This window comes from Streptomyces sp. MA5143a (genome assembly GCF_900290235.1).
Taxonomy (GTDB): domain Bacteria; phylum Actinomycetota; class Actinomycetes; order Streptomycetales; family Streptomycetaceae; genus Streptomyces.
This window is the reverse complement of the sequence record NZ_OLMK01000026.1, coordinates 1-24,922: the sequence shown is the minus strand read 5'-3', so window position 1 is coordinate 24,922 and position 24,922 is coordinate 1. Positions and strand designations below refer to the sequence as shown.

The window sequence follows — 24,922 nt, the reverse complement described above, 5'->3', positions numbered from 1 at the left end:
GCCGAACGGCTGCGGTGGGCCTCCGGCAGCCCAAGGGGGTGGGGGGTGGCTGGTGCGTCGGAGGGTGCGGGCGGGTGGGGGCTGATCGCGCAGTTCCCCGCGCCCCTGGAAAAGCAGGGGCCTGCGGCCCCGTGCTTTTCCGATGAAGGGCGGGCCGCAGGCCCGTCCCTTCAGGGGCGCGGGGAACTGCGCGAGAAACCACGACGAACCCGCACCCGCCGACGAACCGCGCACCCCCGAGCCATGAGGCGCCCCTCACCCCAAGCGGGCGCCTTCCGCGTCCTCGTGCGTGTAGTAGCGGTAGAACGTCGTCACGAACACGGCCGCGGCGATGATCAGGGAGAGCACCGTGGACATCAGGACGCTGTCTCCCCCCTGGCTGTAGAGGAAGCCGAAGGCGCAGCCCGTGAAGGCCGCCCACAGCGCGGCGTGCGGTTCCCGGCGCAGCCGGGGCGCGACGGCCTGTACGGCGAGGTGGAGCACCATGAACACGAACGCGGTCACCAAGCCGAACAGCACGTTCCAGCCGGTGATCGGGCCGGCGTCCCGGTTGAGGGCCGCCGCCCAGTAGCCGTAGACGAGGCCGAGGGCCACGGCCAGGGTCCAGCGCGCGACGGTGTGGGTGCGCGGGCCGAAGACATCAGGGTCGGCCGGGGTCGTCCGCGGCATCGGTGCGGCCGCGACCCCCTGGAGCGGTGTGCCCGGCCTGGGTGCCGTCTGAGCCATGGGAGCACTCCTTCCTTCCCTCCCCCGCGACTGCCCGCCCCCGCTTACCAGGTCACACCTGGGGCGACCCGTCGGCAAGTCGGAGTGAGGGAAAAACCTGGTCACGGGCCGAGGGCCGAGGGCTGGGATGCGCGGGGCGTGGTGGCGTGCTTCGCTGAGGGACATGCGGATGCCGATGCCGCGTGCGCGCCGGGCGCCGGACCCCGTGGAGCGGCAGCAACTGCTGCGGGTGCGCGGCCGCAGCGTCGCCTGGCTTCCGCCGCTAATCGTGCTGTGCGCCGTCCCCGCCCTCGACTGGGTGACCGGCGGTGACTTCCGGGTCATCTCGTGGCTGGTGCTGGTGCCGGGGATCGCCGCCGCGGTCTGCGGGGTGTGGACGACGGCGATGTTCGCGGTGCTGGCGATGATCGCGTACTACCTGGTCGACAACGCCTGGCCGCACCAGTACCGCAGCGGTCTTCCCGACTTCATCCTGCTCGCGCTCGGCGGGGTGATGTCCGTACTGGCCTGCGTGGTGCGGCTGCGCGGGCAGGAGCGGATGCTGCACATGCGGGCCGTCGTCGACACCACCCGCAAGATCCTGCTGCGCCAGCTGCCGCCGCACGTCGGCGGCCTCGACCACGCCGAGGTGTATCTCGCGGCGGACAGCGAGGCCCGCGTCGGCGGCGACTTCTACGACATCCAGCCGAGCCCGCACGGCACGCGCGTCCTCCTCGGCGACGTCCAGGGCAAGGGCCTCGGGGCGGTGGAGGCGGCGTCCGTGCTGCTGGGCACGTTCCGGGAGGCCGCGTACTACGAGGCGGAACCCGGCACGGTGGCCGAACGGCTGGAGACCCGGATGATCCGCCACGTCCGCTACTGCGCCCATGTCGGCCGCGACGACGCGGAACGCTTCGCGACCGCCGTGCTCCTCGACTTCCCCGAGCTGCGCAGCGAACGCACCGACTGGGGCCCCGACATGACGGACCTCGACACCCTCACCGTCGACATCATCAACTTCGGCCACGAACCCCCGCTGCTGGTCTCCCCCGGCGGCGTTCGCGTCCTCACGCTGGGCGACGGACTCCCCCTGGGCCTCAGCGAGTTGGAACCCACGAACCCGACCGGTCCACCGACCGCCGGCGGAGCGGGCTGTGCCGGCATCACCGTGCGGCTCGCCCCCGACGAGTCGTTGGTGTTGGTCACCGACGGGGTGACGGAGGCGCGGGACGGGGACGGGGTGTTCTTCCCCCTGCGCGCCTGTCTGAGCCGGGCGATCGCCGCCGATCCGCGTGCCGCGACCGACCCGGCCGCCCTCGTGCGGCTCGTCCACGACGGGGTCCTCGGCCATACCGGCGGACTTCTCGACGACGACACGACGATCTTCGCGGTGCGCCGCGGCACCGGCACCGGACGTCCCCCCGGCGCCACCGCGGTCCCCTGACCGGAAGGAGGCGGTCCGTTGACCGGAACCTCCCCCGACGGGGGCGGTCCCACCCGGTCCTTTCCCCGTTTGCACGCGCAGCGGTTACGGTGCTGGCTGGCGTACGTGATCGATGGGGAGGGAACCGATGCCCGGAACCGTGCTGCTGCTCGCGGCCTCGCCCGTGGGCAAGGGGTGCCTGGTGGACGCGGCCTCCGTGCTTCCCGTCCTCGCGGCCGTCTCGCCCGAGGTGCTGTCCGGCACGGGCACGGCGAACGTCGTCGAACTCGCCGACCCCCTGGAGCCGCAGGCCGTCCTCACCCGGCTGCGGGCGGCGGCCACCGCGCCCGGCCCGCTCACCGTGTACCTCACCGGGCAGCTGCAACTCGACCGCAAGCAGCGGCTCGTGCATCTCGCGCTGGCCCGCACCACCCCGGCGACCGTGCGCTACACCGCGTTCCCCTGGCACTGGATGGTCGAGGAACTCCGGCTGCGGGCACCCGGATCCACGACCCTGTTCCTCGATCTGCACGCCGACGCCGAGGTGTGGCGGCAACTGGCGGGGCGGCCGCTGCCGGTCGGCCCGGGGGCGAACGTGTACGGGCGGATCGCGCCGCCGCCGTCCCGGCGCGGTGTGGCCGTACCGCAGTACATGAAGGCCCTCGCGACGATACTGCGCAGCGGCCAGCGCCTGCTTCCCTCGGTCCTGCACGAGCAGGTGCTGCTCCGCACGACGGAGTACGGGGACATCCTCCTGGCCCAGGACGCGGGGGCCCCCGGCGGCGGGCCGCGGGGAGAACCGGTCGCCGTCGTGCCCGAGCCGGCCGTGGTCCTGCCGGAGCAGGCCACGGTTCTGTCCGGGCAGGTCATCGTCCTGCCCGAGCCGCCCGCCGGGGTGCCGAAGGCGAGGACCGGGGCCGCGAAGGCGGGGGAAGCCGAGGACGGGGGCGCGGAGTCGAGGGAAGCCGAGGCCGCGGGCGCGGAGGTCGACGATCCTCATCTCGCCATCACGACCGCCGTGCAGGACGGGCGGCACGCCGAGGCCGACGCCCTCGCCGCCCGGTGGGAGGAGGCCGCCCGGCGGGAGTTCGGGGCGGGGACGGCACAGGAGCTGCACTGGCGTGAGGTGCGGGCGGACCTGGCGATGTTCGCCGGCGACGCGGCCCGCAGCTGCGGGACGTGGATGGGCGTGGCCGAGGCGCGGCTGGCCGCGGGGCAGGATGTGCGGGACCCGGCGGTCGAGGCGGCCGTCGACCGGGCCCACCACCAGTGGGGGCAGATCGGCGACCCGCGGCGGGCCGGTGAACTGGGGCTGCGGCTGGTCGAGTTGCGGAGCCGGGTGCCGGGGCGGAGGGAAGGGGCCCTGCACCATGTGCGGCAACACCTGGCCGAGTTGAGGTCGGCCCAGCACGTACCCGGTTAGTCGAGCCGGGCCGATGAGCCGTCGTTCCGTTCGTCGCAGATCGATGAGCCGTCGATCAGAGTGCGCGCCGGGCCGACCTCGGAGGGGGAGTTGTGCGAGGTCACACCGATGATGTGCCCCCGCACGCCGATCACTTAAGCGGGCGCGGATCCGGATCGGATCGAAGCTTGATCAGAGTTTGATCCGAAACCGGTCAAGTCTCGGTAAAAAGCACCTCCCTTTGCCAACCGTTCACACCGCCTCCGCATCAGAGGGGCGCCGGGAGCCGCACCCTGAACCACGCGCCGTCGCCGGAGGGTTCGAGGAGGACCGTGCCACCGTGCGCCGTCGCGATCGCGGTGACGATGCTGAGGCCGAGTCCGCTGCCCGGTGCCTTGGTGGCCTCGCCGCGGACGAAGGGCTCGAAGAGGCGGGCGCGGAGTTCCTGCGGGATGCCGGGGCCGTCGTCCATGACCTCGATGACGCGGTAGCCGTCCTCCGTGCCGAGGCCCAGCGTGGTGGTGGTGCCGGGCGGGGTGTGGACGCGGGCGTTGTTCAGCAGGTTGGCGACGAGCTGGTGCAGACGGAGCGGGTCACCGGTGACGGTGTGGTCGCCGGGCGCGAGGAGCAGCCGTACGGGGTGGTCGGGGTGGCAGTCCCGGGCGGCGGAGGCGGCATCGCGGCAGAGCTGGGCGAGGTCCACGCAGGTCAGTTGCAGGGGTTGGCCCAGGTCGAGGCGGGTGAGAAGGACGAGTTCGTCGATGAGGGTGCTCATCCGGCCGACCTCGGTGGCGATCCGGCCGAGCGCCTCCTGCCGCATGGGTTCGAAGGCGGGGTCGCCCACGCGGGCGAGTTCGGCGTAGCCGGAGATCGTGGTGAGGGGGTTGCGCAGCTCGTGGCCGGCGGCGGCCATGAACTCGCGCAGCCGGCGTTCCGCGTCCTGCTGTTCCCGCCTCTCCCGGCGGCCGAGGCGGCGCGCGCCGAACAGGACGGTGGCGAGCAGGGGGAGGGAGGCGGTGGTCTCGACCTGGACGAGGCGCTCGACGGCGCGGCGGTCCTCGGCCGTCGAGCGGGCGGTGACCACGTAGCTGCCCTCGTGGGTACGGCCGGCCAGGGGGACGCGGACCACCTGGGCGCGGTAGGCCTCACCGAACCCGGAGGGGCCGGTCCGCGCCGCGGACGCCTTGAGGCGGCCGGGGGTGAGGGAGGGGAAGGCGGGCAGGCCCGCGGAGCCGGGGTAGCGCTCCACGACCTTGCCGTGCGCGTCGAGGACGAGGACGAGGATGTTCTCGTCGAGGAGGGAAAGGGTGAGCGAGCCGGGCCGCTCGCCCGCCCGGCGCGCGGCCGGTTCCTGGGCGGCCGGGGCCGCCGGGCCGGCCGGGTCCGACCGGGAGGTGATGGCTGAGTCCGGGTCCGAATCGGACCCGTTCGCCGTGGACGACGTGGACGACTTGGACGACCGTGCCGGGGCCCGGTCCGACGCCGGCGGCGCGGGGGCGGACGAGGACACGGACGTGACACCGGCCGCGGCCCCGGACTCGGCGCCGTCAGTCCCGGACAAGGGGTCAGCCTCGGATTCCGGGTCAGCCTCGGATTCCGGGTCAGCCTCGGATTCCGGGCCCGCCCCGGACTCGGGGTCGGCCCCGGACGACGTCCCCGTGCCGGACGGAGCGTCAGCCGCACTGGACTCGGTGCCGGCCCCGGCGGCGGTCCCGGACTTGGGGTCGGTCCCGGACTTGGGGTCGGCCTCGGACGACGTCCCCCTGCCGGGCTGGGCCTCCGCCTCGGGCTTCGCCCTGGTCCCGGAGCCCGCTCCCGACGTGCTTCCGGTCCCCGTCCCGGACCCGGTCCCCGTCCCGGACCCGGTCCCCGTCCCGGACCCGGCCCCCGTCCTGGACCCGGCCCCCGTCCTGGACCCGCTCTCCCTCTTCGCCCCGGACTCGGACGTCGCCTCGAACGGACACGCGGCTCCCGGAGTCGCCGCGGGAGCCTCCGAAGCCCCTGGAGCAGCCGGCGCCCCCGGTACCGAGCCCGGTGCTGATGCCGACGTAGCGTCCGGCGAGGCGTCCGGTGTCCCACACGGCGCGCCCGGTGCCGATGCCGCCGCCGACCGCGACGCCCCCGCCCCCGACGTCGACTGTCGCGGCGGTGCCGCCGACGGGAAGGCGAGCCGGCTGAACCGCTCTATCTCACGGTCGGTACGGGTGGTCAGATGATGGGCGAGGGTGTGCGCGGAGAGGGCACCGAGGGTGCCGAGGGTAGCCAGCGTGGCGATCAGCCAGAAGGCGACGGTGCGGCCGCCCGCACGGGCGGAACGCAGGGGATGCTCCGACGCGGCGCGGTTCGCGCGGGGAGCGTGCCGTTCGCTCGGCGTGGTCGTCGCGAGCAGTCCGGCGGCCTTGATCGTCTCGCCCAGTCCGGTGAAGCCGCTCATCCGTCCGCTCCTCGCCGGGGGCGTCGCGCTCCGCTCCCGGCAGCTCCACCACCCCCACGGTCCCTACGGCCCCCACTGCCCCTACGGCCCCCACTGCCCCGACGGCCCCCGCTGCCCGGCGCGGCGATTCCGCGTTCGCTCAGTTGGTGCACAGCTGGTAGCCCACCCCCCGGACCGTGCGTATCAGTGACTGGCCGGGTTCGCCCAGTTTGCGGCGCAGATAGTAGATGTAGGTGTCGACGACGCCGGAGCCCTCGTCACGGTGGTTCCAGACGCGTTCCTGGATCTGCCCGCGGGACAGGACACGGCCTGGGTTCTCCATGAGGTAGCGCAGGAGCGCGAACTCCGTGGTGGTGAGGTCGACGGGGCGGCCCGCGGCCCACACCTGGTGGGCGTCGGCGTCGAGCTGGACCTCCCCGGCGCGCAGCCGGTTGCGGTCGGGGGCGGGTGGGGCGCCGCCCGCGCGGCGGAGCAGCGCGCGCACCCGGGCGGCGACCTCCTTCAGTTCGAAGGGTTTCGTGACGAAGTCGTCGCCACCCATGTCGAGGCCGCGCACCCGGTCGTCGACGCCGCCGAGCCCGGTGAGGAAGAGCACCGGTACCGCGTTGCCGCGTTCGCGCAGCGTCCGGCAGACCTCGAAGCCGCCGAGGTCGGGCAGGTTGACGTCGAGGAGGATCAGATCGGGGTCGTGGCGCGTGACGGCCTGGAGCGCCTGGCGCCCGGTGGCCGCGGGGATCACCTGGTAGCCGAGGAACTCCAGGGCCATGGTGAGCATGGAACGGATCCCCTCCTCGTCGTCCACGACGAGAAGGCGGCCCGTGTCCGAAGAGACAACAGAGGGCACAGGGGCGGTCATGTCCTGTTCCTTTGCGACCGTGACCTCAGATTGAGATCTCAAGTTTTCGGCAGGGTCCGCGTATCCTCACACGTACCGGCAGGTAAGGGAGAGCGCTTTCGAAATGATTCGGAATGACTCGTTCCTCACAGTGGTCACGGGAACCTTGCCGCACCCTCATCCGTCCCCAACGACCGCGAGCGCGCCCGGAGTTGAACCGGACGCGCTCGGGTGGTGATCGAAGCCGACGGGACGTCAGCTGGTGAAGATGAAGTACTTCCAGCTGCCGTACGTCGTGGTGTTGACATTGTCGCCGGAGGACGTGTCGATATACGCGGAACGGATCCGGAAACGGACGCCCGTGCTCGGGGTTCCGGTCAGTTCGACCGCGCCCACGCCGCCCGATTCCAGGGCGAAGTACTCCTTGCCCGTGGTGTGCCAGGCACCCTGGTAGTAGCCCTGTATCTCGACCCGGTACTTGCGGCCCGGGTAGGAGGTCATCCGCGTCGTGAACAACGGGTCCACGGACTTGCGGAAGTAGTAGTAGGTGTGGCTCCAGGCGTAGTTCGTCTTGTAGTGACGGCTCGGGGTCGTCGACACGCTGACCTTGGTGTAGACGCGGCTCGTCGCGCTCACCGGCTTGTAGCGGGCGTCGCCCGCGAACTTGGCCGTGAGCTTGGTGTCACGGGTCAGGTCGAGGGTGACCGACAGGTTCCCCGAGGAGTTCACCGTCCCCGACTTGACCAGCTTGTCGGGCTTGTCGGAGCCGTAGGGGTCGGCCCAGATCTCGACCGTGCGGTTCTTGTACGTGGTGCCGAGGTGCGCCGTGAACGAGACGTCCGCGCCGTACGCGTACGTGCTGCCGTTCTTGTTGAGCGTCAGCGTGGACGTGGCACGGGAGACCTCGACGGTGTCGGAGGCGCTCGCGGCGGTGTGCTTGGTGTCGCCCGCGTAGGAGACGGCGTACGTGACGGAGCCGCCGGCCGGCGGGGTGTCCTTGAAGGCGTACGTGCCGTCCGCGGCGACCGTGACCGGGGCGAGCGCCTTGCCCGACGGGGACTCCAGGTCGGTGCGGGTGACGGTGAGGGTCGTCCCCGGGGCGAAGGCCGTGTCCGAGGTCAGCTTGCCGGTGACCGTCAGCTCCTTGGCGCGGGTCGCCGTCGCGGGCGCGTTCACCGAGAGGGTCGTGGGCGCCGGGACGGTGTCGTCGAGGTCGCGCAGCGCGTAGCCGCCGGAGCTGGTGGCGACCACCGCGAACAGGTGCGACTCGTCGGGCGCGAAGGCGAGGCCGCCGGGCACGAGGGTGCCCGCGCCGGTGCCGTCGGCGGTGTCCGTGAAGTCGTAGACGTGCTCGGCGCTGGTGGTGCCCGGCTCGTAGACCCACACGTCCGGCTCGTACACGCCGTCGATGCCCGCGGCGACCGTGCCGTCGGGGGCGATGTCGACGGCGTTCGGGTACGCGTCGGTCGGGTACTTGCCGTCCGGCGTCAGGTCGGACGTCCTGTACACCTGCTGGTAGTACGGGGCGCCGCTGGCCACCACGAGGTGGGAGCCGTCCGGGGTGAGGGCGAGGTCGCGCAGGTTGCTCGCCACGTAGTCGTTGGTGTTCGGGCCGGTCGCCGTCTTCGTCGCCGTCCCCGACGACACGTCGTAGACGGCCACGGTGGCCGGGCTCACGCCCTCGACGCCGGCCGCCAGGGTGTTCGGGGCGCCGGGCGTGGAGGCCAGCATGGGGGCCGTGTACCAGCCGCCGGCCTGCTTGAGGGTGACCACGGGGTCGGAGCCGGACACGTCGAGCGAGCCAATGTTGCCCTGGGCGGCGGGGCCGTAGCCGAACCACAGCTTGCCGCCGGCCCACGCCGGGTACTGCGGGTCGGTGCCCTCGCCCGTCGGGTACCGCTTCGCCTCGGTGACCGTCGCGGTGTCGATGGCCACGAGGGAGTCGTCCCCCGGCACAGCCGCGTACAGCGTGCCCGAGTCGGGGGACAGCTCCAGACCCTTGGCACCGGGCAGCGAGGCCACGGTGCCGACGACGTTGCCCGCGTAGTCGGTGGCGACGACCTTGCCGCCGACCGGATCGGAGACGAAGACCCGCTGGTGGGCGCCGTCGACGACGATGTCCCCGGCCGACTGCACCGGCAGCGGCGTACTGGTGTCGGCGACGGCGGGCGTGGCCCCGGTGACCGCGAGCGCGGCCGAACTGAAGAGGACGGCCAGCGCGGTGGCCGTCGGAAGGGTGCGTCTGCGCACGGTGATGCCTTGCTCTCGTGTGGGGCGGTGCCCTCAGCTGGTGAAGATGAAGTACTTCCAGGCGCCGTACGTCGTGGTGTTGACGTTGTCGCCGTTCCTGTCGTGGTACTCGGAGCGGAAACGGAAACGGACGTTCGGGGACGGGGTGCCCGTGAGCGTGACCGCGGAGACACCGGACGTGGAGAGCGGGAAGTACCGCGCGCCCGCGTCCCGCCAGGAGCCCTGGTAGTAGGCCTGGAGCTGGAGGAACTGCTCGCGGCCCGGATAGTACGTCATCGTCGTCTTCAGGACGGGGTCCTTGGACTGGCGGATGTAGTGGTAGGTGTGGTTCCACACCGACCGGGTCGTGTAGTAGCCGCTGACCGAGGTCGAGATCCTGACCTTGGTGTGGATGGTGCTCGTCGCCGTGACCGGCTTGTAGTGGGCGTCGCCGGCGAACTTGGCGGTGAGCTTGGTGTCACGGGTGAGGTCGAGGGTGACCGACAGGTTGCCCGAGGAGTTCACGGTCCCCGACTTGACCAGCTTGTTGGGCTTGTCGGAGCCGTAGGGGTCGGCCCAGATCTCCAGCTTGCGGTTCTTGTACGTCGTTCCGAGGTGCGCGGTGAACGAGATGTCCGCGCCGTACGCGTACACGTTGCCGTTCTTGTTGAGCGTCAGTGAGGGCATGGCGCGGGAGACCGCGACGGTGTCTGAGGCGGAACTCGTCGTGTGGTCGGCGTCGCCCAGGTAGGAGACCGTGTACTTCACGGTGCCCCCGGAGGACGGGATGTCCTTGAAGGAGTACGTGCCGTCGGCCGCGACCGGCACGTCCGCGAGGGCCTTGCCCGCCGGGGACTCCAGGTCGGTGCGGGTCACCGCGACGGTGGTCCCGTCGGGGAACGCGAGGTCCGAGCTGACCTTGCCGGTGACTGTCAGTTCCTTGGCACGGGTGGCCGTGGCCGGTGCGTCGACCGAGACGGTTGTCGCCGCCCTGGTGGGGTCGGTCAGCACGCGCAGGGTGAAGGAGCCGTCCTCGTCCGTGGTGATCACGAACAGGCGGGACTCGTCGGGTGTCCAGGCCAGGCCGCCGGGCACGACCCGGCCGTTGCCGGAGCCGTTGCTGCTGCTGAAGGTGTGCGTGCGGACAGGTGTGCTCGCCTGGGGTTCGTAGAGGTAGACGACCGGGTCGCTCCAGTGGTCGACGCCCGCCGCGATCGTGCCGTCGGGTGCGATCTCGACGGCCGTCGGCCAGTAGGTGCTCGGGTAGATGCCGTCGGGGGCCAGATCTGACGTCCTGAACGCCTGGTGGTGGAACGGCGACTCGCCGGCCGTGACGATCTGGGAGCCGTCGGCGCCGAGCGCGAGGTCCCGCAGGTTGCCGCCGACGGGGTCGACGGCGTTCGGGCCGCTCGCCGTGCGGGTGGCCGTGCCCGTGGACACGTCGTAGACCGCCAGGGAGAAGGGGCTGACGTCCTTGACGCCGGCCACCAGTGTGTGGGGCGCGCCCGGGTGGGTCGCCAGGACCGGCGCCGCGGACCAGGGGTGGTTCGGGTCCTGGTTCAGTGTGATCACAGGGGAGACCGCGGACGGATCGAGCAAGCCGATGTTCCCCTGATCGGCGGTGCCGTAGCCGAACCACAGCTTGCCGCCGGCCCACGCGGGGTACTGCGGGTCGGTGCCCCCGCCCGTCGGGTAGCGCTTGACCTCGGTCAGGGTCGACGTGCTGACGGCGACGATCGCGTCGGCGCCGGGCACAGCCGCGTACAGGGTGCCTGAGTCGGGGGACAGCTCCAGGCCTCTGACACCGGGGAGCGAGGGCACGGTTTTCACTGTCCTGCCCGCGTAGTCGGTGGCCACGATCTGGCCGCCGAGCGGGTTGCTGACGAAGACCCGCTGATGGACCGCGTCCACCACGAGGTCACCGACCGACGTGACCGGCAGTTCGGCGGAGGCCGCCGCAGGAGAGGCCGACCCCATGGTCAGCGCGGCCGAGCTGAAGAGGACTGCCAGTGCGGTGGCAGCCGGAAGAGTGCGCTTACGCACGTGTTCGAACCCCCCGGAACGCGGAACGAGAGAGCGTCGCGTGTTCCTGTGCGGTACACGGGCTCATGGCGCGAAGACTAGATCAAGCCACTGGCCGGGGCTTCGGAGGGGGCCCGCAGGGGTCGCTGCGGAGTCCGCCTTCGCCCTCGGGTCCGTCATGAACTGCGGTTTCCGCCCTCGCGGTCATCGATTCAGGCCGGTCCTTCGTGGCTGTCTCAGGAGGCATTTCGAGACATCGCCGGGACTCTTCGTGAGCCGTCGGCGGCCCATGTCCCTCCATTCGCAAGCCGGTTCGGGCGCACAGGCAACCTACGGATTCCGTTTCGCCTCCTTCGGGGCGTGAGGCGCTTCCGGTACGGGTGGGGCGCCCGCGTGCGAAGTGTGGGGAGGGACCCTTGATCCATGCCCGGCGAACAGGTGTCGCCGCCGTGGTCGTGCTCGCGGCTCTGGCGGGAGCACCCGGGTCGGCACAGGCCCAACCGCCGTCGGTGACCGCGGCATCGGTGACGGCCTCGGACGGCGGGCTGCCGCCGGGGTGGCGTGTCACCGGTGAAGGGGCGGAACGGGAGCTGGTCTGGCGGTCCCGGCGGACGGTGCCCATGGGCGACGCCCGGGTCGAGTTCCACGCCGGCGACCGGCTGCTCGGCGTACCGAGGGCGGCGGCGGACGGGCGTACGTTCCGGCTCGCCCTCGACCAGGACACCCCGCTGGAGGACCTCCGGGTGCTCGCGGCCGGGCGCCGACTGGACGCCGAGACCGGCAGGGCCGACGGCTCCGGTGACAGCGGCGGCGCCGGTGGCGGCGGGAGCGCCGCGCCGGACGAGGGGCGGCTTCCGGCCCAGCCCCCGGCGAACGCCGTCGACCCCGGCAAGCCCGGCCCGTACGGCACGGTCTCCGGCGAGTACGACCTCCCCCCGGTGAAACTGCCCGGCTTCGCCGCGCCCGTCGAGATGCAGGCCGTCGTCGTCGCGCCGAAGGGCGCCACCGGCAAGCGGCCGCTCGCGCTGTTCCTGCACGGCCGGCACGGCACCTGCTACAAGCCGGGTGGCGACGGTGACGACGTGAGCGGCGACTGGCCCTGCCCGGCAGGCCAGAAGGCGATCCCGAGCTACAAGGGCTATCTGCGCGACCAGAAACTGCTCGCCTCCCAGGGCTACATGACGGTGTCGATCTCGGCGAACGGCATCAACGGCCAGGACGGGGAGGCCGAGGACGGCGGCGCGCAGGCCCGTTCCTCGCTGGTACGGCAGCACCTCGCGAAGTGGGCCGACTGGACCGCCCACCGGGGCGGCGCCCCGGCCGTGGTGCGCGACGCGCCCGAGACGGACCTCTCCCGTGTCCTGCTCGTCGGCCACTCGCGCGGCGGCGAGGGCGTCAACCGCGCCGCGATGGACAGCCTCTACCCGGCGCCCGCCGCGCAGGACGGCTACCGCGGTCCCGTCAGCTGGAAGATCCGCGGCACCGTGCTCATCGGGCCCACGATCTTCGGCCACAACCCCGTCGCCGACGTCCCGTCCGTGACCCTCCTGCCCGGCTGTGACGGCGACGTCGCCGACCTCCAGGGCCAGGTGTACGTGGACGGCACGCGCGGCGTCAGCAAGGGCGGCGCCCTGCACAGCGCCGTGTACGTCGTCGGCGCCAACCACAACTTCTTCAACAGCGAGTGGACGCCCGGCCAGGCCGAGGCGCCCGCCGACGACGACTTCTGGGAGGACCCGGACAGCCACGCCCGGGACAAGGTGTGCTCCCCGCGCAGCCGTACCCGGCTCACCGCCGGGCAGCAGCAGAAGGCCGGCGCCACCTACACGGCCGCCGCGGCCCGGCTGTTCGTGGCCGGCGACGACCGGGTCCGCCCGCTGCTCGACGGCTCGAACCGGCGCGCCCCGTCCGCCGACCCGGCCAGGGTGCTCACCCACGCCGTCGGCGCCCGCCGCACCGGCGGGTTCCTTCCCGACAACGGGGTGAAGGTGACCGGTGGCCGACTGTGCGCGGCGGTCGACCCGTCCGCCACCAAGGCCTGCCTGAGCAGGAAGGTCAAGGGGGCGTCCCCGCACTTCGCCTGGTGGCAGACGCCGAAGGAGGCCGGGCGCGGCGCCGTCGCGCTGAAGTGGTCCGCGGCGGGCAGGGCGACGAAGGTCACCCCGGCCAAGCCGGTGTCCCTGTCCGGCGCCACGCACCTGGCGCTGCGGGTGATCGTGCCGCCGAACACCTCCGGCACCAAGCTGGACGTGTCCGTCACCGACTCCGCCGGACGCCGCGCGAAGCTCGGCCGCGTGAAGGTCGACGGGCTGCCCGGCACCGAGCGCACCGCGTCCTACTGGGCGCGCGAGATACGGGTACCGCTGACCGCGGCCGGCCGCGGCGGACTCGACCTCAAGCACGTCACGTCCCTCGCCCTGACTCCGCGTTCACGGTCCGGGCAGGCCTGGATGATGGACGCCTGGGGCTGGGCGCCGGGCACCCCGGCGGTCACCGCCGCCGCCCTGCCGCGTGTCGACATCGGCCGGCTCAGGGTCAAGGAGGGCGACTCCGGCACCCGCACGTACCGCGTCCCGGTCACGGTCTCCGGGCACGGCAGCGGCAAGGTCCGCTTCTCGGTCCTGGACCGGGACACCGGACGCACCGTGGACAGGACGGTCACCGTACGGCCCGGGGTGAGCCCCGTCGACGTGCCGATCGTGGTCAAGGGCGACACCCGCTTCGGTGACGAGGAGCGCCACTTCCTCCTCGCCAAGGCCGTGCGTGGCGCGGTCGTCGGCTCGTACGCGGGCGGGGTCACCGTGGAGGACGACGACCCGGCGCCCGTGATGAAGCTGAAGCCGGTCGCCGGCCGGGTGACCGAGGGCAGGAAACTGACCTGGCGCGTGACGTTCTCGGCGCCGGCCGAGGTGGACGTCCGCCAGGTGGTCCGGGCGCTGCCGGTCACCGAGGGCGTCGAGCTGTCCACCAAGGACGTGGACCCGCGCTGGCTGGAGAGCGTCGGTGAGCGGCCCAACCCTGAGCGCCCGCTGTCGCAGGCGGGCCTGTGGATCACGTTCGACGTCCGGGCGGGTCGCACCACCGCCGACTTCACCGTCCCGACGGTGAAGGACCGGGTGACCGAGCCGGCCGAGTCGCTGCGCCTGGCACTGACCGACTGGGACGGCGAACCGCTGCCGGGCCTGGAGTCGACGGGGACGGTCGTGGACGCCTCGTAGGACACGCCTCGCAGGACGCGCGCCCGGAACGCGGAGGGGGCATGGACCGATGACGGTCCATGCCCCCTTTGCCGTGCCCGGCCCGCGGACCGGGCGTGGCGCGTCAGCTGGTGAAGATGAAGTACTTCCAGGCGCCGTACGTCGTGGTGTTGACGTTGTCGCCGGAGGTCGTGTCGTGGTACTCGGAGCGGAACCGGAAGCGGATGTTCGTGGTGGGGGTGCCGGTCAGGGTGATGTCGGACCCGCCGGACGTGCCGAGCTCGAAGTACTCCGAGCCCGCGTCGCGCCAGGCGCCCTGGTAGTAGGCCTGGAGCTGGAGGCGCTGCTTGCGGCCCGGGTAGTACGTCATCGTCGTCTTCAGGACGGGGTCCTTGGACTTGCGGACGTAGTGGTACTTCTGGCCCCACGCCGTCTGGGTCTTGTAGGAGCCGCCGATCGAGGACGAGATCCTGACCTTGGTGTAGACGGTGTTGGTGACCGTCCTCGGCTTGTAGCGGGCGTCGCCCGCGAACTTCACGGAGACCTTGGTGTCACGGGTCAGGTCGAGGGTGGCCGACAGGTTGCCCGAGGAGTTCACGGTCCCCGACTTGACCAGCTTGTTGGGCTTGTCGGAGCCGTACGGGTCGGCCCAGATCTCCAGCTTGCGGTTCTTGTACGTCGTGCCGAGGTGCGCGGTGAACGTGACGTCCGCGCCGTACGCGTAGGTGTTGCGGTTCTTGTTCAGCGTCAGCGTGGGCGTGGCGCGGGAGACCTCGACGGTGTCGGAGGCGGAGCCCGGCGCGTGGTCGGCGTCGCCCGCGTAGCGCACCGTGTACTTCACCTTGCCGCCGACGGGCGGGGTGTCGGAGAAGGAGTACGTGCCGTCGGCCCCGACCGTCACGTCCGCGAGGGCCTTGCCCGACGTGGACTCCAGGTCGGTGCGGGTCACTGTCAGCTTCACCCCGGCCGGGAGGGCCGCCTTCGAGGTGACCTTGCCCGTGACGGTGAGCTTCTTGGCGCGGGTGGCCGTGGCCGGCGCGTTCACGGTGACCGAGGTGGTGGCCCTGGTGGGGGCCTCCAGCACGCGCAGCGAGTACACGCCCTCGTCGTTGTAGGTCACCGCGAACAGGCGGGACGCGTCCGGTGCCCAGCCCAGGCCCGAGTCGGGCAGCTCGTCACCGCCGCTGCTGCCGCCGGTGTTCGGGAAGTCGTACTCCCGGACCGAGGTGGTGGAGCCCGGCTTGTAGACGTAGATGTCCGGCTCGTAGATGCCGTCGATTCCGGCCGCGACGGTCCCGTCGGACGCCACGGCGACCGAGTTCGGGTAGGTGTCGCTGGCGTAGGTGCCGTCCGCCGTCAGGTCGGAGGTCTTGAACACCTGGTGGTGGTACGGGGCGCCGCTGGCCACGATGACGCGCTGCCCGTCCGGGGTGACCGCGAGGTCGCCCATGTTGGAGCCGCCGGTGTCGACGGCCGCAGTGCGGCTCGCGGTGCCCGAGGAGACGTCGTACACGGCGAGCTTGTTGCCGCCGGTCTCGCCCGCGACCAGGGCGCCGGCGCCGGGCGCCGCGTCCAGGATCGGCGCGTAGTACCAGAGGTGTGTGGTGTCCTGGTCGAGCGCGACCACGGGCTCCTCACCGGACAGGTCCAGCGAACCGAGGTCGCCGCTGCCGGCCGCGCCGTAGCCGAACCAGAGCTTGCCGCCGGCCAGCGCGACGCTCACCGGGGCGTCGCCCACGGGGTAGCGGGCGGACTCGGTGTTCGTCGCCGTGTCGACGGCCACGACGGCGTCCGCGTCCCGCACCGCCGCGTACAGCGTGCCGGAGTCGGCGGACAGCTCCAGGCCCTGCACGCCGGGCAGGTTCGTGAGCTGCTTGACGACGATGCCGTGGAAGTCGGTGACGACGATCTTGCCGTTGTGCGGGTCGCTGATGAAGACCCGCTGGTGGACGCCGTCCACCGCGATGTCCGCGCTCGACGCGACCGGAAGGACCATGGTGCTGTCGGCCGCCGCCGGGGCGGCCGTCCCGACCGCGAGCGCGGCCGAGCTGAAGAGGACTGCCAGCGCGGTGGCAGCGGGAAGAGTGCGCATACGCACGTTTCGAACCCCCCGGAACGAAAAGCGAGAGAGCGCCGCGTATGTCTGTTCGACTCGCGGGCAAGTGAGCGAAGACTAGGTCACGCCTCTGACAGAAGCGCGGCGGGGGTCCTTCCCGTTTCGGCCACGCGCCCGTGTTTGCATGATTACGCTCGGTGCATGTCGAACGTACGCCGACTGGATCCCAGTGCCTCGCCGTTGGACTACTTCGGCTCGGAGCTACGCCGCCGAAGAGAGGAAGCGGGCCTGACGCAGGGGGAGCTGGGCTCAGCGATCTTCTGCACGGGTTCCTTGGTGGGGCAGATCGAGACGGGCGCGAAGGTTCCGAGCCGAGACCTTGCCGAGCGCCTTGACGCGGCGCTGATGACGGACGGGTTCTTCTCGCGGTTGGTGGGGCTGGTGCTGCGCAGCCAGTTGCCGACGTGGTTCCAGCCGTTCGCGGAGATGGAGGCGAAGGCGACGTACATCGCCTCGTATCAGGCGCAGGTCGTCTACGGCCTGCTGCAAACGGAGGCTTACGCGAGGGCGCTATTGAGCGTCGGACAGCCGGATCGGCTCGACGACGTGGTGGCCGCACGGATGGAGCGGCAGCGTGTGCTGCTGCGCGATCAGCCGCCGGTCCTGTGCGTCGTGCTCGACGAGGCGGTGTTGCACCGCGAGGTCGGTGGACCAAAGGTCATGTGCGACCAACTCGTCCATCTTTTGCGCTGCTTCGACAAGCCCGAGGTCGTGCTTCAGGTTCTGCCGTACTCAGTCGGCCAGCACACAGGAATGATCGGTGCGTTCACGCTGCTGCGCTTCGACAGCGACCCTGACCTCTTCTACGCCGAGGGCTACGACTCCGCCCATATGACGGCCAATTCGCAGGTCATCAGGGAACGTGTCCTCGGTTACGCTCGCCTTCAGGCCGCAGCCTTGTCTGCGGAGGACTCGGCGGCACTGATCGCGCGGATGATGGAGGAGCGTTATGAGCGGCATCCAGGATCTGGCAGCGTCGCGGTGGCGTAAGTCCTCGTACAGCAGCACCAATGGCGGTGAATGTGTCGAATGCGCCCCCCTCGGCACCGCCCAGTGGATCAAGTCCTCCCACAGCGGCAGCAACGGCGGCGAATGCGTCGAAGTGGCCCCCCTGACCCCCCACATAGCCGTCCGCGACTCCAAGAACCCCGGCGGCGGCACCCTCACCCTCTCTGCCGCGGCCTTCTCCGTCTTCCTGGACCACGTGTCGTCCGGCGGTCAGCAGCCGTAGCCGCAGCCGTGGCTGCGGTCGGACGGGGAGCGGGCCGCCCGCGTCGTCGCGGGCGGCCCGCTGCTCGTCAGTTCGCCTCGCCCGCGCGGCGCCTGCGCGCGAAGTAGACCGCGGCCGCACCGATCGCCACGACCGTGGCGCCCGCACCCGCGATCAGCGGCGTGCTGCTGGACCCGCCGGTCTCGGCGAGACCGCCGTTCGTCTTCGGGTCGTTCGCCCCCTCGCCCTTGTCCGAGTCGCCGTCCGTGCCGGTCTCGGGCGTGGCCGGCTCGGTGGGCGTCGGGGACGCGTCCTCATCGGGGGTGTCGTTCTTCGTGAGCACCGCCGCGAACGCTCCCGCGATCACCTTGTGGCCCTCGGCGTTGGGGTGCGGGTCCTTCTTCGTGCACGCCCAGGTCAGCTGGCAGATCTTGGCCACGTTCGCCGGCACCTCGCCCACGCCGGGAACGTTCACCTGGGTGGTGAAGTCGTCCGAGGAGAAGGCCGTGGCGACGTCCGCCACCTTGAAGCCGGTGGACTTGTACACCTGGGTGATCCCGGTGTTGGCGGCCTTGATCAGGGGCGCCGACTCCTTGGCGGCCTGCTGCCCCGCCGGGCCCTGCGCCCAGGCAGCCAGGAACGGGTTGTGGTACGTCGCGCCCACGAACTGGGTGTTCTTCCCGCCGGCCTGGTGGAGCGCGCCCGCGATCTGGGCGAGGTTCTTCGCCATGCTCTGGCTGCGGCTGTTCAGGCACGCGCCGTCGAGCGCGCCGACCGGGCTGACGCAGTTGAGGAGGATGTCGTTCGCGCCGACGCTGAGGGTCACGTAGGCGACCTTGCCGCGGTGCTGGGCCATGGCCTTCAGCGCGGCGTCCAGCTGGGACTTGGCGTTCGGGTAGTCGCACTTCCCGCCGCTGATCAGGGACTCGGTGGTCTCAGCGGTGCAGCCGAGACGTATGTGCTTCAGCCCGGGGGTCTGCTGCTTGAGCTGCGTGTACAGCTGGTCGGTGTAGGAGACGTCGGTGTCCTTGTCCACGTCCGGCTGGTACCCCGAGGCCAGGGAGTCGCCGAGCGAGATGTAGTACGTGGCGTCCTGGTTGTCGCTCGCCTCGTCGGCGGCGGCGAGTCCGGGTGTGCCCAGCGCGATCGTCATGGCGGCGACGGCCAGAGGGGGGCCGAAACGCTGAAGGGATCTCTTCACTTGCGTGCGCTTTCTAGTGATGGGGGGTGAATACCCGAGGAGCGGAGTGAAGCTCGCCGGAAGGCAGCGAAACTCGGCCGCTACGGTTTTCGGGCACCCAGATGTGGCCTTCTTGTGAAGGTGTTGGGGGGCTGTCTCCATGGGTTGTATGCCTGTTTGGCGGCACCTCGAAGACGCGGCGTCAATCTAGCAGCGATGACGGGGAATTCGGTATGGGGGGCTGACAAATCGATGGTCTTCACGACACGTGTAATCAGCAGAAAGGCTCGACTGTCCGGGAATTGGTGACCGGACCCGTTGGTAGCCATTCGCTGAGTGATCGCGGGGTGGCGCCAGCCCCCCGATCGGTCCGCCACCTGCACGGGAGCCGAACTGCCCCGGGATCGACGAGGCCTTACGCGCGGCGGTTGGCCTGTTGTTCGACAAGTCGACTAAAGCGAGGCCTGCCTGTTCGGCGGGTCGAATAGAGCTCCCGAACGGGGAATGCGGAACGGCTGTCAAGTCGCCGCGTGCCAGCGTGAATTGTGGCGCATAACAAAAATCCTGACCTCAGTTTCGCTCGCCTCGGGAAGGGCAGGCGGGCTGCCCTTAACCGGTGAACTGATCGAGCAGCCACGTGAGACCGGCGCGGGCGATCCCGGCGGTGAGTCCTCCCAGAGCGGCTCCGGCGAGACGGAGACGTTCACGGCGGGTCGGTCGCGGCCGGTCCACGCGACGGTCGGTACGGGGTGAGGTGGCACGCGGAGTCTGGTGAGGGTTCGTCATGTCTCGACGGTGGGTCTTCCCGGGCAGACCTACCGCATGAGGCGACCGACCTCCGCTCACATCCGACTCCCGGCACACGGTCGCGAACGCCACCGAACGGGCCGTCGGTGCGGCGCAGTTCGCTGTCGTTCGGTGTCGTTCGCCGCAGGCGTCCTGGCAGATGGCACTTCGGGGAGGGGTGAACACCTTGGCCGAGCAGAACGAGGGGAACCACCCGGTGGCTTCGTACGCCGAGGCGCTCGACGCGCAGGGACGCGCGTTGAGGCAGTTGCGGGCGGAGCGCGGCGAGACGTAGGCGCTAGGTAGGTTCTCCTCTGTCCAAGTGAAGGGGGAAACATATGCGTGGTGCCGTGGTGACGGGGGCCGGGGACCGGATCCGGTGGGTGGAGTGGGCGGGGGACGAGCCCTGCCGGGTGTATGTGCACGGGCTGGGGGCCGCTTCGGGGCCGTACTTCACGGCCGTGGCCACGCATCCGGCGCTCGCCGGGCGGCGGTCGCTGCTCGTCGACCTGCTGGGGCACGGGATCAGTGACCGGCCGACGGACTTCGACTACTCCCTGGAGGCGCACGCCGACGCGCTCGCCCGGGCGCTGACGGCGGCGGGGGTCACCGGCGCCGAACTGGTCGCGCACAGCATGGGCGGCTCCGTGGGGATCGTGCTGGCGTCCCGGCACCCGGAGCTCGTGTCGAAGCTGGTGATGATCGACTCCAACCTCGATCCGCTCACGCCCGCCCGCGGCGTCGTCGGGAGCAACGGCATCGCGGCCTACTCCGAGGAGGAGTTCCTGGCCGGCGGCTGGGCGGAGTTCGCCGAGCTGGCCGGGGCCGAGTGGTGGGCGACGATGCGGCTGGCCGGGCGGGAGGCGCTGTACCGCAGTGCCGTCCGGCTCGCCCGTGGCACCCGCCCCACCATGCGTGAGCTGCTCCTCGACCTGAAGATCCCCCGTGCCTATCTCCATCCCGAGGCGGACGGCCCGCTGCCCGGCGCCGACGCCCTCACCGCGTCCGGCGTGAGCGTCGTCCCCGTCCCGGACTGCGGCCACAACGTCATGCTCGACAACCCGGAGGCGTTCGTACGGGCGACGGCGGCCGCGCTGGCCGGTTGACGGGCCCGCTGACCGGCCCGCTGACCGGCCCGCTCCCGGTCAGGCCGTGGACCTCGGCCGGGGCGTGCCGCCGCCCCGCGCGCGCAGCTCCTCGTTGATGCGCAGGGCCTCTTCCAGTTGGTCCTCGAGGATGACGATGCGGCAGGCGGCCTCGACGGGGGTGCCCTGGTCGACGAGTTCACGGGCCCGGGCGGCGATGCGCAACTGGTAGCGGGAGTAGCGGCGGTGACCGCCCTCGGAGCGCAGCGGGGTGATCAGACGGTGTTCGCCGAGGGCACGCAGGAAGGCGGGTGTGGTGCCGAGCATCTCGGCGGCCCGGCCCATCGTGTACGCCGGGTAGTCGTCGTCGTCGAGATTGTCGGTGAGACGGGAGCGGGCAGGGGGCACAGACCTCTTCTTTCGCGGACACGTCGGGGGGCCCGGGTGCCGTACGGCACCCGAGCCCCGAGCTTCTACCACCATCTACCGGCGCGCTGCGCCGGGCTTCTGTATCCGCAGGGTCCGTCCGGGAGGACGGGGCTGCGGGGATCGCGAATGCGTGACCGGGGACCACCTTCCAATCCGGGGTCTGCGGCGTCCCGGGCGGATGTTGTCCTCGCCCGGGCGGATCCTGATGGCGTCTGCTCCTTACCTTCGATGATGCGGTCGTTCTTCCTGGATGACGCGGTACTGCTGGACTTGCACGCACGGCAGTTCATGTCTGCCGTGCCCTCATCGACTTCCGGGTTACAGGAAAAACGGTAGCTCGCACACAGGGCAATGTCTACTGCGGCCGCTATAGATTTACTCGCGGAGGGCCGGGGTGGATTTCTGTCGCACGTGTGTCCGAGGAGGGCCGCTGGGCGCGGAGCCGTGACGGCACACTCGTTCGAGTGAATGGCTCCGGATTCCCCGTGTGCGCTTCCGGTCTACGCTGAGAGCGTCGCGCTGAGCGAAGGAGGTCTGTCATGGCGACGGCGGAGCCGATCATCATGCCGGGGTACCAGGGCGAGGCCATCTACGGTCCGTACGACGACCCTGACGGCGACAGCGGCGCGGACAGCGGTGTGCCCGACTACACGGGCGCGAGCGTCGAGCAGGTCTTCGAGCTCTTCAGTGCGACGGCTCCCAAGGGCTGGCGCGTGGAGCTGATCGAAGGAGAGATCTGCGTGACGCCTCCGGCGAACGGGGAGCACGAGGAGATCGTGTCCGAACTCAGTGGGCAGGTCCGAGACCATGACAAGGGGCTGGGCCGCTACACCGGCATCGGCCTCGACGTGCCCGGCGCCTCCGGGACCGGCCATGTCGTCCCCGACCTGGTCATCGCCCCGAAGGGCAGTTTCAGTGACAGCGAGGAGTGGCACGACGCCTCCCCGGTCCTCCTCGTCGCCGAGGTCACCTCCGACAGCACCGCCGAGCGTGACCGGGAGAAGAAGATCCACGGCTACGCCCGCGCCGGGATCCCCCTCTACCTGCTGATCGACAGGGAGGCGGGCGAGGCGGTCGTCCACTCCGAGCCCTCGGCGGACGCGTACGCCAAGAGCTCCCGGTGCAAGCTCGGGCTCACCGTGTCCCTGCCCGCGCCCCTCGGGTTCGAGCTGGACACGGCGGAGTTCTGAGGGGCCGGAGTGCGCCCTTCGGCCCCGTACCCCATCCGGCTCAGCGCGGGACGGCGCCGGCCAGGGCCATCAGGGCCGCCACCGCCAGCAGCGCGGCGACCAGGGGGCGGGTGTGGCGGGAGAGGAGTTCTCGGAACACGGCGACCTCGCAGCGGCTGCGGCGACAGCGGGGGTGGCTGTCGGCGATGGGCTGTGGCGGAGCGGCGGAGGAGACGAGGGGCCGAACGCGTGGTCGGACGCGTACAGCGCGTCGCTCAAGGTAAGGCTTTGGCCTACCAACGGCAAGAGGATCGTCGCCTGTTGAGGTAAAGCGGCCGGCGTAAGCGGGCTTACTGGCATGCTTACGTCATGGCAGGTATGGCCGAGCGTGACGACCCCGAGGTCATAGGGCGCAGAGTGCAGCAACTGCGGACGGAACGCGGCCTCACGCAAAGGCAGTTGGCGGAGCCCGCGTACACCCCCGCGTACATCTCCACCCTGGAGTCCGGTCGCGTCCGCGCCTCGGAACCCGCCCTGCGGCATATCGCCGAGCGGCTCGGCATCGGATACGAGGAACTGGCCACCGGACGGCCCGCCGGCTTCGCCACCGAGCTGCGGCTGCGGCTCACCGGCGCGCAGCGCACCCTCGCCACCGGCGCCACCGAGGCCGCCGCCGAGGGCTTCGCGTCCGTGCTCGCCGAGGCCGACGAACACGGTCTGCTCGCGGAACAGGCCGATTCCCTGCTGGGCCTCGGCGAATGCGCCCTGGAGACCGGCGACCTGGAGACCGCCCGGCTCCGCTTCGAACAGGCCGAGCAGCGGCTCGGCGACGCCCCGCTGCCCGCCCGCGTCCCCGCCCTGCGCGGCCGGGCCGTCGCCCACTACCTCGCCGGTGAACTCCGCTACTCCTGCTACCTCTTCGAGTCCACCCTCGACGAGCTCAACCGCAACGGCCTGCACGACCCCGACGCCCTGCTCCTCCTCTACACCGGCGTCATCGCCCCCTACATGGACATGGGCGCCCACGCCCGCGCCGCCCAGGCAGCCGAGCTGGCCCTCGCCCTCGCCCCGCGGTCCGGCGACCCGGTCCTCGTCGCCCGGATGCACCGGTCCGTCGCCCGCACGATGATCGCCGAGGGGCGTATCGCCGAGGCGGACGCCTCGCTCGCCAAGGCCTCCGAGCTGTACCGGCAGCTCCAGATCCGCACCGAGCTGGCCAACTGCCACTGGATGCGCGGCTACCTCCACGCCCAGAACGGCGCCTACGACCGCGCCGAGGCCGAGCTGCGCGAGGCCCGCCGCATGCTCTCCGCCAAGCGCGCCGCCCTCTACACCAGCCAGGTCGCCGTCGAACTCGCCGATGTCCTGCACCGCCGCGGCAAGTCCGACGAGGCCGCCGAGCTGCTCCAGGAGGTCCTCGCCGACCTCAACTCCGAACGCGGCGCCCTGCACTCCGCCGCCGCCCACCGCCTCCTCGGCATCATCGCCGAGGACACCCGCGACACCGACGCCGCCGAGGAGCACTACGTCCGCGCCCTGAGCCTGCTGGAGCGGGCCGGAGCGGCGGGCGACCTCGCCGACCTGTGCCGGCTGCTCGGCGACCTCTTCCGCCGTACCGGCCGGGTCGAGGCCGCCCTCGACGCCTACCGCACCGGGCTCGGGCACCGTACGGCCCCCGGCACGACCACCCTCGGCCCCGCCCCCGCGCAGCCCCCTCTGTGACGGGGCCGGGGCGCCCGCGCCGGCCCGCTCAGCTCTTGAAGTCCATCTCCGCGATCACCTCGTCGTCGCGGTCGTAGACGGTGACCTTGTGCACCGGGTCCTCGAAGTCCAGGGAGCGGGCGGTCTCCTCGGGCACCTTCACCCGGCCGTACCAGACGCCCCAGCTGGTGTTGCCCCGCAGCCGCAGGACCGTGCCGTTGATCGCGGTGCCGTCGTAGGCCCTGATCTCGACGCGGGCGGCGGCGGTGCGGACGCCGTAGAACAGGCCCGAGACGAGGTAGCCGCCGCCGGCCGTGCCGGAGCCCTGGAGGGAGACACCGGGCTCGGAGGTGTCGAGGTTGCCGTCGACGACGCTGCGGAACTCCTCCATCGGGGTCACACCCGGCTCCGGTTCCGGGGTGACCCAGTGCTTGCCCTCCCGCGTGAGCCAGAACTCCGAACCGTCCTCGGCGGTCACCCGCTCGCCCGGCGCCAGGACCCGTACGTTCCCGGCGGGCGGCCCGGACGGGGGCGGCTCGGACGGGGCCGGTGAGGACCGGGTCGCGACGGGGGCCGACGCGGGCGGCGCCATCGGCCGGACGGACTCCGCGGGGCCGTCGGGGCGGAAGGCCAGGACGAGGAGCGGGAGCAGCAGCAGGCCGCAGCCGGTGCTCAGCACGGCGGCCCGGCGGCGCAGCAGCCGCCGGCGGCCGTCGCGGCGGATGGCCTCCAGCGGCAGCGGCGGCGGGGCGATGTCGTACGCGGCCTCGGCGAACACCTCGCGCAGCCGCCGCCCGGTCTCCGCGGCGGCGTCGCCGCCGTCGGCTCCGGCACCGGCACCGGCACCGGTCTCGGCTTCAGCACCGGCTCCGGTCGGGTCGTCGGTCCCGGCGGTCGGGTGGTTCATGAGCGGGCTCCGGGGACGGGCGAGCGGGGTGACGGGGGGAACGGGGAGGCGGCGGACCGGCCGCCTTCGGCGGGGGCGGCTGCGGACCGGCC

18 protein-coding genes are annotated in these 24,922 nt (G+C 71.6%); 9 read left to right on the top strand and 9 right to left on the bottom strand.

Translation table 11 applies throughout. The features are described 5' to 3' along the window. Positions 1–255 precede the first annotated feature (255 nt). Positions 256–726, bottom strand: a complete 471-nt coding sequence (locus SMA5143A_RS11915; protein WP_107462931.1) for a hypothetical protein — start codon at positions 724–726, stop codon at positions 256–258. 163 nt (positions 727–889) lie between these two features. Between SMA5143A_RS11915 and SMA5143A_RS11910 the strand changes: the two genes are divergently transcribed. Together SMA5143A_RS11910 and SMA5143A_RS11905 are read left to right on the top strand one after the other, a co-directional pair. After that, entirely contained in the window at positions 890–2,149 is a 1,260-nt protein-coding gene (locus SMA5143A_RS11910) for a PP2C family protein-serine/threonine phosphatase (RefSeq protein ID WP_107462930.1), read from the top strand. Positions 2,150–2,276: 127 nt separating this feature from the next. Beyond that, on the top strand, positions 2,277–3,551 hold the full coding sequence (locus SMA5143A_RS11905; RefSeq protein ID WP_107462929.1) for a hypothetical protein: 1,275 nt from the start codon (positions 2,277–2,279) through the stop codon (positions 3,549–3,551). Between the two features lie 247 nt (positions 3,552–3,798). On the opposite strand, the gene SMA5143A_RS11900 is transcribed toward SMA5143A_RS11905, so the two are convergent. After that, the gene (locus tag SMA5143A_RS11900) at positions 3,799–5,091 is read right to left on the bottom strand and encodes a sensor histidine kinase (RefSeq protein ID WP_258193483.1); all 1,293 of its coding nucleotides are present in this window, start codon (positions 5,089–5,091) and stop codon (positions 3,799–3,801) included. 175 nt (positions 5,092–5,266) lie between these two features. Here SMA5143A_RS11900 and SMA5143A_RS42555 point away from each other — a divergent pair, with 175 nt between their 5' ends. After that, entirely contained in the window at positions 5,267–5,746 is a 480-nt protein-coding gene (locus SMA5143A_RS42555) for a hypothetical protein (protein ID WP_146193897.1), read from the top strand. 357 nt (positions 5,747–6,103) lie between these two features. Here the strand turns inward: SMA5143A_RS42555 and SMA5143A_RS11890 are convergent, their stop codons facing one another. The 3 genes from SMA5143A_RS11890 to SMA5143A_RS11880 all read right to left on the bottom strand — a co-directional run bounded on the left by SMA5143A_RS11890 (position 6,104) and on the right by SMA5143A_RS11880 (position 11,071). After that, positions 6,104–6,820, bottom strand: coding sequence for a response regulator transcription factor (locus SMA5143A_RS11890; protein WP_240496680.1), 717 nt, complete (start codon positions 6,818–6,820; stop codon positions 6,104–6,106). Positions 6,821–7,054: 234 nt separating this feature from the next. Then, positions 7,055–9,049, bottom strand: coding sequence for a YncE family protein (locus SMA5143A_RS11885; protein WP_107462927.1), 1,995 nt, complete (start codon positions 9,047–9,049; stop codon positions 7,055–7,057). A 33-nt stretch (positions 9,050–9,082) separates the two neighbouring features. Next, a complete protein-coding gene (locus tag SMA5143A_RS11880) occupies positions 9,083–11,071 on the bottom strand; it encodes a YncE family protein (protein ID WP_107462926.1) in 1,989 nt (662 codons plus the stop codon). A gap of 395 nt (positions 11,072–11,466) precedes the next feature. On the opposite strand from SMA5143A_RS11880, the gene SMA5143A_RS11875 reads away from it, so the two are divergent. Further along, positions 11,467–14,268, top strand: coding sequence for an alpha/beta hydrolase family protein (locus SMA5143A_RS11875; RefSeq protein WP_107462925.1), 2,802 nt, complete (start codon positions 11,467–11,469; stop codon positions 14,266–14,268). 103 nt (positions 14,269–14,371) lie between these two features. On the opposite strand, the gene SMA5143A_RS11870 is transcribed toward SMA5143A_RS11875, so the two are convergent. Then, a complete protein-coding gene (locus SMA5143A_RS11870; protein WP_107462924.1) occupies positions 14,372–16,339 on the bottom strand; it encodes a hypothetical protein in 1,968 nt (655 codons plus the stop codon). A gap of 165 nt (positions 16,340–16,504) precedes the next feature. Here SMA5143A_RS11870 and SMA5143A_RS11865 point away from each other — a divergent pair, with 165 nt between their 5' ends. Next, positions 16,505–17,353 carry a helix-turn-helix domain-containing protein gene (locus SMA5143A_RS11865; RefSeq protein WP_107462923.1) on the top strand — a complete coding sequence of 283 codons (849 nt, stop codon included), beginning with the start codon at positions 16,505–16,507 and terminating at the stop codon, positions 17,351–17,353. Further along, positions 17,313–17,594 carry a DUF397 domain-containing protein gene (locus tag SMA5143A_RS11860; protein ID WP_107462922.1) on the top strand — a complete coding sequence of 94 codons (282 nt, stop codon included), beginning with the start codon at positions 17,313–17,315 and terminating at the stop codon, positions 17,592–17,594. The genes SMA5143A_RS11865 and SMA5143A_RS11860 overlap by 41 nt, the downstream gene beginning before the upstream one ends. A gap of 67 nt (positions 17,595–17,661) precedes the next feature. On the opposite strand, the gene SMA5143A_RS11855 is transcribed toward SMA5143A_RS11860, so the two are convergent. Next, positions 17,662–18,726, bottom strand: a complete 1,065-nt coding sequence (locus tag SMA5143A_RS11855) for an SGNH/GDSL hydrolase family protein (protein ID WP_107463142.1) — start codon at positions 18,724–18,726, stop codon at positions 17,662–17,664. A 1,151-nt stretch (positions 18,727–19,877) separates the two neighbouring features. Here SMA5143A_RS11855 and SMA5143A_RS11850 point away from each other — a divergent pair. Then, positions 19,878–20,645: an alpha/beta fold hydrolase gene (locus tag SMA5143A_RS11850; protein ID WP_107462921.1), complete on the top strand. Its 768-nt coding sequence runs from the start codon at positions 19,878–19,880 to the stop codon at positions 20,643–20,645. A 39-nt stretch (positions 20,646–20,684) separates the two neighbouring features. On the opposite strand, the gene SMA5143A_RS11845 is transcribed toward SMA5143A_RS11850, so the two are convergent. Then, entirely contained in the window at positions 20,685–21,032 is a 348-nt protein-coding gene (locus SMA5143A_RS11845) for a MerR family transcriptional regulator (protein ID WP_107462920.1), read from the bottom strand. A 560-nt stretch (positions 21,033–21,592) separates the two neighbouring features. On the opposite strand from SMA5143A_RS11845, the gene SMA5143A_RS11840 reads away from it, so the two are divergent. Continuing rightward, positions 21,593–22,243, top strand: a complete 651-nt coding sequence (locus SMA5143A_RS11840) for a Uma2 family endonuclease (protein ID WP_107462919.1) — start codon at positions 21,593–21,595, stop codon at positions 22,241–22,243. A gap of 357 nt (positions 22,244–22,600) precedes the next feature. Beyond that, on the top strand, positions 22,601–23,944 hold the full coding sequence (locus tag SMA5143A_RS11835) for a transcriptional regulator (protein WP_107462918.1): 1,344 nt from the start codon (positions 22,601–22,603) through the stop codon (positions 23,942–23,944). 28 nt (positions 23,945–23,972) lie between these two features. On the opposite strand, the gene SMA5143A_RS11830 is transcribed toward SMA5143A_RS11835, so the two are convergent. Then, the gene (locus tag SMA5143A_RS11830; protein ID WP_107462917.1) at positions 23,973–24,830 is read right to left on the bottom strand and encodes a hypothetical protein; all 858 of its coding nucleotides are present in this window, start codon (positions 24,828–24,830) and stop codon (positions 23,973–23,975) included. Between the last annotated feature and the right edge of the window lie 92 nt (positions 24,831–24,922).